The organism is Streptomyces sp. SM1, from assembly GCF_002910825.1.
Taxonomy (GTDB): Bacteria; Actinomycetota; Actinomycetes; order Streptomycetales; family Streptomycetaceae; genus Streptomyces; species Streptomyces okerensis.
In genome coordinates, this window is record NZ_NEUB01000022.1 from 1 (window position 1) to 7,747 (window position 7,747).

The window sequence follows — 7,747 nt, forward strand, 5'->3', positions numbered from 1 at the left end:
CCCCCGGCGAGCGGGGCACCGCGATCATCGCGGGCCACGTCGACAACGCCGACGGTCCGGCCGTCTTCTACTCCCTCGGCGCCCTGCGCAAGGGCAGCACCGTCGAGGTGGACCGGCGGGACGGCGGGGTCGCGGTGTTCACGGTGGACGCGGTCGAGGTGTACGACGCGCGGGACTTCCCCGACCGGAAGGTGTACGGCCCGGCGTCCCGCCCCGAGCTGCGCGTCATCACCTGCGGCGGCGGCTACTCCCCGACCACCGGCTACCGGGGCAACGTCGTCGTCTACGCCCACCTGACGGGCAGCCGGTAGCCGGTGGCGGTGGACCGGCCCCGTCCAGCGGGCCGGGGTGTGCCTCGCGGTCGGAGGTGCGCAGGCACCGCCTTCCGCCCCCACTCCCGCGCCTACGCCAGCCACTGCTCGTACGCCAGGTTCGCCACCAGCGCGAAGACGACCGTCAGCAGGACGACGCGGACGAAGCCGCTGCCCTTCTTCAGGGCGGTGTGCGCGCCGAGCGTGCCGCCCGCCAGGTTGAACACCGCCATCAGTGCCGCCAGCTGCCACAGCACCGCGCCCTGCCAGGCGAACATGGCGAGCGCGCCGGCGTTGGTGCAGCAGTTGACGATCTTGGCGGTGGCGGAGGCGGTGACCAGGTCGAGGTGGAGCAGCGCGGTGAGCGCCAGGACGAGGAACGTGCCGGTGCCGGGGCCGATGAGTCCGTCGTAGAAGCCGATGCCGAGGCCGGCCAGGCCGATCGCGGCGATGATCTGGCGGCGGGTGGCCGGGCCGGTGGCGGGGGCCGTGCCGAAGGCGGGGCGGAGGATCACGAAGGCGGCCACCCCGAGCAGCACCACCATGATCACCGGTTTGAGGACCTCGGTGCTCATGCCCGCCGCGAAGAAGGCTCCGGCCGACGATCCGGCGAGGGCGGCCAGGCCGATGCGTACCGCGTTCCCGACATCCACCGGTGCCTTGCGGGCGTAGGTCACGGCGGCGCCCGTGGTGCCTACGATCGCGACCGCCTTGTTGGTGCCCAGGGCGTGCGCGGCGGGGGTGCCGGCGGGCAGGCCGAGGAGCAGGGCGGGCAGGAGCAGCAGCCCGCCGCCGCCGACCACGGCGTCGATCCAGCCGGCGGCGAGGGCGGCCAGGCAGAGCAGGACGACCGCGGTCAGGGAGATGTCGGGCATGGGCGTGAGCCTAGGGACGAGATAGATGCTGCGTCCATCAAGATGAGCGTTTGTTGAGGTTGGCGCGGGGGCCGGCCTCCTCACACCGCCGCTCCGGGAGGCGCCCGGAACCCTCACACCCACCCCCTGCCCCCGCTGAGGGCAGCGTTCCGCGCGGGAAACAGAGGGGATGCTGCCGGGTAACACCCACGCCGCACGCTCAGGGACATGACCTCGAACGATCGTGTGGTGGTGATCGGCTCCGGCCTCGCGGGCGTACGACTCGCCCGGCGGCTCGGAGAGCTCGGCACGCCCGTGACGCTGATCGGCGAGGAGGAGCACCGTCCGTACAACAGGGTGCTGCTCGCCGAGGTGCTGGCCGGGCGCTACAGCCCCGAGGTGATCGCCCTGCCGGCGCCCGCGGAGCTCACCCGGGCCCGGGTCACCGGTGTCGACCGCGCGGCGCGCACCGTCACCTGCGCGGACGGCTCGGTGACCGGGTACGGCCGGCTGGTCCTGGCCACCGGTTCCAACCCGGTGCTGCCGCCGCTGCGCGGACTGTTCACCGCGGACCACGAGCTGCCCGAGGGCGTGCACGCCTTCCGCACCATGGACGACTGCCTGGGCCTGGCCAAGGCGGTCCGGCCCGGAGTGCGTGCGGTGGTGATCGGCGGCGGGCTCCTCGGGGTCTCGGCGGCCCGCGCGCTCGCCGAGCGCGGCGCGCAGGTGGTCCTCGCCCAGCAGTCCGAGCGGCTCATGGAACGCCAGCTCGACCCGGCGGCCTCGCGGCTGGTCGGGCGGCACCTGACCGGCCTCGGGGTCGAGGTGCACACCGAGTGCCGGGTGCGGGACGTGCGCTGCGTCGCCGGCGCGGTCCGCTCGGTGGAGATGGCCGACGGATACGCCCTCGACGCCGACCTCGTGGTCCTGGCCTGCGGGGTGCACCCGCGTGTCGGTCTCGCGCAGGCCGCCGGCCTCGACGTGCGCAAGGGTGTCGTCGTCGACGACGAGCTGCGCACCTCCGACCCGTACGTCCACGCGATCGGCGACTGCGTCCAGCACGCCGGCACGGTGTACGGGCTCGCCGCCCCGGCGCTGGAACAGGCCGACGCGCTCGCCGCGCTGCTCGCCGGGGACACCGCCGCCCGCTACACCGGCACCCGTTCCCTGACCCGGCTCACCCTCACCGGGCCGGGCGGCCCCTTCGGCCCCCTCGACCTCGCCGCGTTCGGCGAGACCGAGGCGCTGCCGGGCGACGACGTCGTGCAGCTCACCGATGCCACCCGGGGCACCTACCGCAAGGTCGTCGTCCGCGACGACCGCCTGGTCGGCGGGGTCCTGGTCGGCGAACTCGGCACCGTCGGCGCCCTCGCGCGCGCCTGGGAGGGAGCAGAGCCGCTCCCGTCCGCCGGCGGGCCCCTGCTCCACCTGCTCACCCACGACGGAGGCTCCTGATGTCCACGGACACACCGACCATCGTGCTCGTCGGCCACGGCATGGTCGGCCAGCGATTCCTCGAGGCGCTGGCCGAGCGCGGCCTGACCGCCACGCACCGCGTGGTCGTGCTGTGCGAGGAGCCGCGTCCGGCGTACGACCGCGTGCAGCTCACCTCGTACTTCTCGGGGAGGACCCCCGAGGACCTGTCCCTGACGGACCTGCGGCTCATCGAGGACCACGGGATCGAGCTGCGCGTCGGCGATCCGGCGGAGACCATCGACCGTGCGGCGCGACAGGTGACCGCCCGCTCGGGGCTGGTCGTGGGCTATGACGTCCTGGTCCTGGCCACCGGCTCCTACCCGTTCGTGCCGCCGGTGCCGAACAAGGACGCCGAGGGCTGCTTCGTCTACCGCACGATCGAGGACCTGCTCGCCATCGAGGAGTACGCGAGGACGTCGACGACCGGTGCGGTGGTCGGCGGCGGGCTGCTGGGACTGGAGGCGGCGGGCGCGCTCAAGGGCCTCGGACTGACCTCCCACATCGTGGAGTTCGCGCCGCGGCTGATGCCGGTCCAGGTCGACGAGGGCGGCGGCGCGGCGCTGCTGCGCACCATCGAGGACATGGGCCTGAGCGTGCACACGGGTGTGGGCACGCAGGAGATCCTGACCGATGCCTCGGGTGCCGTCACCGGCATGAAACTGTCGGACGGTTCCGAACTCGCCACCGATCTGGTGGTGTTCTCCGCCGGTGTCCGCCCCCGCGACCAGCTGGCCCGGGACTGCGGCCTCACCGTGGGCGAGCGCGGCGGCATCGCGGTCGACGAGCAGTGCCGCAGCGTCGCCGACCCGCGCGTGTTCGCGATCGGCGAGTGCGCGCTGGCCGCCGACGGCCGGGTGTACGGGCTGGTCGCGCCCGGCTACGAGCAGGCGGAGACGGCCGCGGCGGCCATCGCCGAGGACGAGTCGGCGTTCACCGGCGCGGACCTGTCCACCAAGCTGAAGCTGCTCGGCGTGGACGTGGCGTCCTTCGGCGACGCGCACGGCACCGCCGACGACTGCCTCGACGTCGTCTACTCCGACTCCCGCGCCGGCCTGTACAAGAAGCTGGTCATCGGCCGTGACGGCACGCTGCTCGGCGGCATCCTGATCGGCGACGCGGACGCGTACGGCACGCTGAAGGCCTTCACCGGCTCGGTCCCGCCGGTCTCGCCCGAGTCGCTGGTGCTGCCGGCCGGCGCCGGGTCGCCCGTCCAGCTCGGCCCGTCCTCACTGCCGGACGACGCGATCATCTGCTCCTGCAACAACGTCCGCAAGGGCACCATCCGCGAGGCGGTCACCGAACACAGCTGCACCACCGTGCCCGAGGTGAAGAAGTGCACCAAGGCCGGTACGACGTGCGGCAGTTGCGTCAAGGTGCTCGGCCAGCTGGTCAACGCCGAGCTGGAGGCGAACGGCGTCGAGGTCGACAAGGGCCTGTGCGGCTGCTTCTCCCAGACCCGTGAGGAGCTGTACGAGATCGTCCTCGCGCTGCGCGTCACCTCCTACCGGGAACTGCTCGACCGGCACGGCCGCGAGGCCGCCCGGGGCGGGGACGGCTGCGAGGTCTGCAAGCCGGCGGTCGGCTCGATCATCGCCTCCCTCGCCCCGGCGATCGGCGCCGGCACCCACGTCCTCGACGGCGAACAGGCGGCGCTGCAGGACACCAACGACCACTTCCTCGCCAACCTGCAGAAGAACGGCTCCTACTCGGTCGTGCCGCGCATCCCCGGCGGGGAGATCGCGCCGGAGAAGCTGATCGTCATAGGCGAGATCGCCCGCGACTTCGGCCTCTACACGAAGATCACCGGTGGCCAGCGGATCGACATGTTCGGCGCACGGGTCGAGCAGCTCCCCGTCATCTGGGCACGCCTGGTGGACGCCGGTTTCGAGTCGGGCCACGCCTACGGCAAGTCACTGCGCACGGTGAAGTCCTGCGTCGGGCAGACCTGGTGCCGGTACGGCGTCCAGGACTCCGTCCGCATGGCGATCGACCTGGAGCTGCGCTACCGGGGGCTGCGCTCCCCGCACAAGCTCAAGTCGGCGGTCTCCGGCTGTCAGCGCGAGTGCGCGGAGGCCCGGTCGAAGGACTTCGGCGTCATCGCCACGGCGAACGGCTGGAACCTCTACGTCGGCGGCAACGGCGGCGCCACCCCGCGCCACGCGGACCTGCTCGCGCAGGACCTCTCCGACGACGGACTGATCCGCCTCATCGACCGGTTCCTGATGTTCTACATCCGCACCGCCGACCGCCTGGAGCGCACCAGCGTCTGGCTGGACCGGATCCCCGGCGGCCTGGACCACGTACGGGACGTGGTGGTCCACGACTCGCTCGGCATCTGCGAGGAGCTGGAGTCCCTGATGGCCGCCCATGCCTCCGCCTACCGCGACGAGTGGGCCGAGACCATCGACGACCCGGAGAAACTCGCCCGGTTCGTGTCCTTCGTGAACGCCCCCGACACCCCCGACCCGGTGGTCGCCTTCGTCCCCGAGCGCGACCAGATGAAGCCCGACCTGCCGCTGCTGAACATCGGTCTGCGCCCTGCCGACGACATCCTGGAAGGAACCGCCACGCGATGACCCTGGTACTGGAGACCACCGATCTCAAGATCCAGCTCCGGCTGACGGACGACTGGTTCACCGTCTGCGACCTCAGCACGCTGCTCCCGGGCCGCGGAGTGGCGGCCCTCCTCCCCGACGGCCGCCAGGCCGCCGTCTTCGCCGACCGCACCGGGCGCCTCTACGCCATCGACAACCGCGACCCGTTCACCGGCGCGGCGGTCCTCTCCCGCGGCCTGACCGGCACCCACCAGGGCCGCCCGTTCGTCGCCTCCCCGCTCCTCAAGCAGCGCTTCGACCTGGAGTCGGGCCAGTGCCTGGACGACGAGACGGTACGGGTGACGGCGTACGAGGTGAAGGCGGCCTGACCGGCACGGGCGGCCGGTGACAGGGGTGGCGACGGCGACGCTCGGCCGCGTCGCCCGGCGCGGTGACCGGACGGCGAGGGTGGCGCCGGCCGGTACCCCCACGGTCACCGGCCGGCGCCCGCCTTCCCGGAGCGGCCACCGCGCGGCACCGCCGCACGTGCGCCGGCCGTGGGAAGGCCGTCCGGAGCGGGTACCCGCCACCGCCGCCCGCTTCCGCGACCGCCTCTACCTGGTCAACGCCCGCTTCACCAGCCCACAGACCCCGGAGACGACGTTCACGGCGGTGGCTGTTCCGCTGTAGCCGGCGGCCCGCACGCCTCGCGGGATGGTCACCCGGCGGTACTCCCCCGGTCACGAGGCGTCCACTCCACGCCCCTAGGTTCGCTGACCGCGCGTCCCCGCCGCCGACCGGCGGCGGGGCGGTCACGGCCACCTGGAGTGACAGTGGAACGTCGTACCTTCCTTCGTGCGAGCGCCGTCGGCGGCAGTTCCGCCGTTCTCGGCGGGACCTTGTGGCGCGGTGCCGCGTACGCCGCTCCCGCCCAGCCCGGCACCGGCCCGTACGGTCCGCCCGGGACCGCGGACGCCAACGGGATCAGGCTTCCCGCGGGGTTCACCAGCCGGGTGATCGCCCGTTCCGGGCAGCGGGTCGGAAGCACGTCGTACACCTGGCACAACGCCCCGGACGGCGGCGCCTGTTACACGGACGGAAGCGGCTGGATCTACGTCTCCAACTCGGAGATCAACCCGTCGGGCGGCGCGGGCGCGGTGCGGTTCTCGGCCGCGGGCGCCGTCACGGGCGCGTACCGGATCCTGTCCGGCACCCGGCAGAACTGCGCGGGCGGGAAGACCCCGTGGAACACCTGGCTGTCCTGCGAGGAGGTGGACCGGGGGTACGTGTACGAGACCGACCCGTGGGGTGTGAAGGCGGCCGTCCGGCGGGACGCGATGGGCCGCTTCAAGCACGAGGCCGCGGCGGCCGACCCGGTGCGCGGGGTGCTCTACCTGACCGAGGACGTCTCGGACGGCTGCTTCTACCGGTTCCGTCCCACCACGTGGGGCGATCTGTCCTCGGGCACGCTGGAGGTCCTGGTCGCGGGCAGCGGCACCAGCGGCCCGGTGAGCTGGGCGCGGGTCCCCGACCCCTCCGGCGCCACCGCCACCCGCGGCCAGGTCTCCGGCGCCAAGCGCTTCAACGGCGGCGAGGGCTGCTACTACGCGGACGGCACCTGCTGGTTCACCACCAAGGGCGACAACCGCGTCTGGCAGTACGACGCGGCCGCCCAGACCCTCGAACTCGCCTACGACGACTCGCTGGTGACGGGCGGGGGCGCTCCCCTGACGGGCGTCGACAACGTCACCGGCACCACCTCCGGCGACCTCTTCGTCGCCGAGGACGGCGGGAACATGGAGATCTGCGTCATCACCCCCGACGACGTGGTGGCCCCGTTCCTGCGCATCGGTGGCCAGTCCTCCTCGGAGATCACCGGGCCGGCGTTCTCCCCGGACGGCCGCCGCCTGTACTTCTCCAGCCAGCGCGGGACGAGCGGGCGTTCGTCCGGCGGGATCACGTACGAGGTGACCGGGCCGTTCCGGGCATGACGGAAGGGTGGTAGCGGAGCGCTACCCTCCAGTCACATCACGTTCACATCACAAGCCTTTCATATGCCCCATACGACACGAGTCCCCCAGTAGCTTCGTCACCCTCGCACCAAGCACACGCAATCGCCCGATCTGGGGGGCTCTCCGCCATGAACAACCCGTTCCGCACCTCCGCCGCCGCGGTCCTCGCCGCGCTCGCCCTGGCCGCCGTACCGGCCACCGCCGTGGCCCACGACGGCAACCACCCGTTCAAGAACTGCACCGAGGCGTACGACAACGGGTACAGCAACATCGCCAAGGGCGACGACCACTACGGCAAGCACCTGGACCGCGACAACGACGGCGTCGGCTGCGACCAGCCGCCCGCGGGCTTCACGCCGCACGAGGAGACCGCGGGCGACACCGGTACGGAGGCGGAGGACACCGGCGCCAAGGAGCGGAGCGGCACCGACCTCGCGGAGACCGGCGGCAGCGACGCCACCCCGTACATCGCGGCCGGCGGCGCGGCCGTCGTGCTCCTGGGCGGCGGCGTGATGATCGCGGCCCGTAGGCGGCGCGAGAACCGCTGAACCCGCCGGCGC

At 72.8% G+C, this 7,747-nt stretch carries 7 protein-coding genes and 1 pseudogene; 7 read left to right on the top strand and 1 reads right to left on the bottom strand.

Annotated features, from left to right (window positions below):
- On the top strand, nucleotides 1–311 hold a 311-nt coding region (locus tag B9S61_RS00440), incomplete at its 5' end, for a sortase domain-bontaining protein (RefSeq protein ID WP_146064661.1).
- 92 nt (nucleotides 312–403) lie between these two features.
- Here B9S61_RS00440 and B9S61_RS00445 read toward each other — a convergent pair.
- On the bottom strand, nucleotides 404–1,186 hold the full coding sequence (locus tag B9S61_RS00445) for a TSUP family transporter (RefSeq protein ID WP_103540388.1): 783 nt from the start codon (nucleotides 1,184–1,186) through the stop codon (nucleotides 404–406).
- A 207-nt stretch (nucleotides 1,187–1,393) separates the two neighbouring features.
- On the opposite strand from B9S61_RS00445, the gene B9S61_RS00450 reads away from it, so the two are divergent.
- The 6 genes and pseudogenes from B9S61_RS00450 to B9S61_RS00475 all read left to right on the top strand — a co-directional run bounded on the left by B9S61_RS00450 (nucleotide 1,394) and on the right by B9S61_RS00475 (nucleotide 7,735).
- On the top strand, nucleotides 1,394–2,620 hold the full coding sequence (locus tag B9S61_RS00450; RefSeq protein WP_103540389.1) for an NAD(P)/FAD-dependent oxidoreductase: 1,227 nt from the start codon (nucleotides 1,394–1,396) through the stop codon (nucleotides 2,618–2,620).
- Nucleotides 2,620–5,217 (top strand): nitrite reductase large subunit NirB, encoded by a 2,598-nt coding sequence (gene nirB, locus B9S61_RS00455; RefSeq protein WP_103540390.1) that lies wholly within the window; start codon nucleotides 2,620–2,622, stop codon nucleotides 5,215–5,217. Before B9S61_RS00450 ends, nirB begins: the two co-directional genes overlap by 1 nt.
- Nucleotides 5,214–5,564 (top strand): nitrite reductase small subunit NirD, encoded by a 351-nt coding sequence (nirD, locus tag B9S61_RS00460; protein WP_103540391.1) that lies wholly within the window; start codon nucleotides 5,214–5,216, stop codon nucleotides 5,562–5,564. Before nirB ends, nirD begins: the two co-directional genes overlap by 4 nt.
- A 190-nt stretch (nucleotides 5,565–5,754) precedes the next feature.
- Nucleotides 5,755–5,865, top strand: a pseudogene (locus tag B9S61_RS40555) (superoxide dismutase); the annotation flags it as partial.
- A 143-nt stretch (nucleotides 5,866–6,008) separates the two neighbouring features.
- The gene (locus B9S61_RS00470; protein ID WP_103540393.1) at nucleotides 6,009–7,166 is read left to right on the top strand and encodes an alkaline phosphatase PhoX; all 1,158 of its coding nucleotides are present in this window, start codon (nucleotides 6,009–6,011) and stop codon (nucleotides 7,164–7,166) included.
- Between the two features lie 149 nt (nucleotides 7,167–7,315).
- A complete protein-coding gene (locus tag B9S61_RS00475; protein ID WP_103540394.1) occupies nucleotides 7,316–7,735 on the top strand; it encodes an LAETG motif-containing sortase-dependent surface protein in 420 nt (139 codons plus the stop codon).
- The last annotated feature ends 12 nt before the right edge of the window (nucleotides 7,736–7,747 follow it).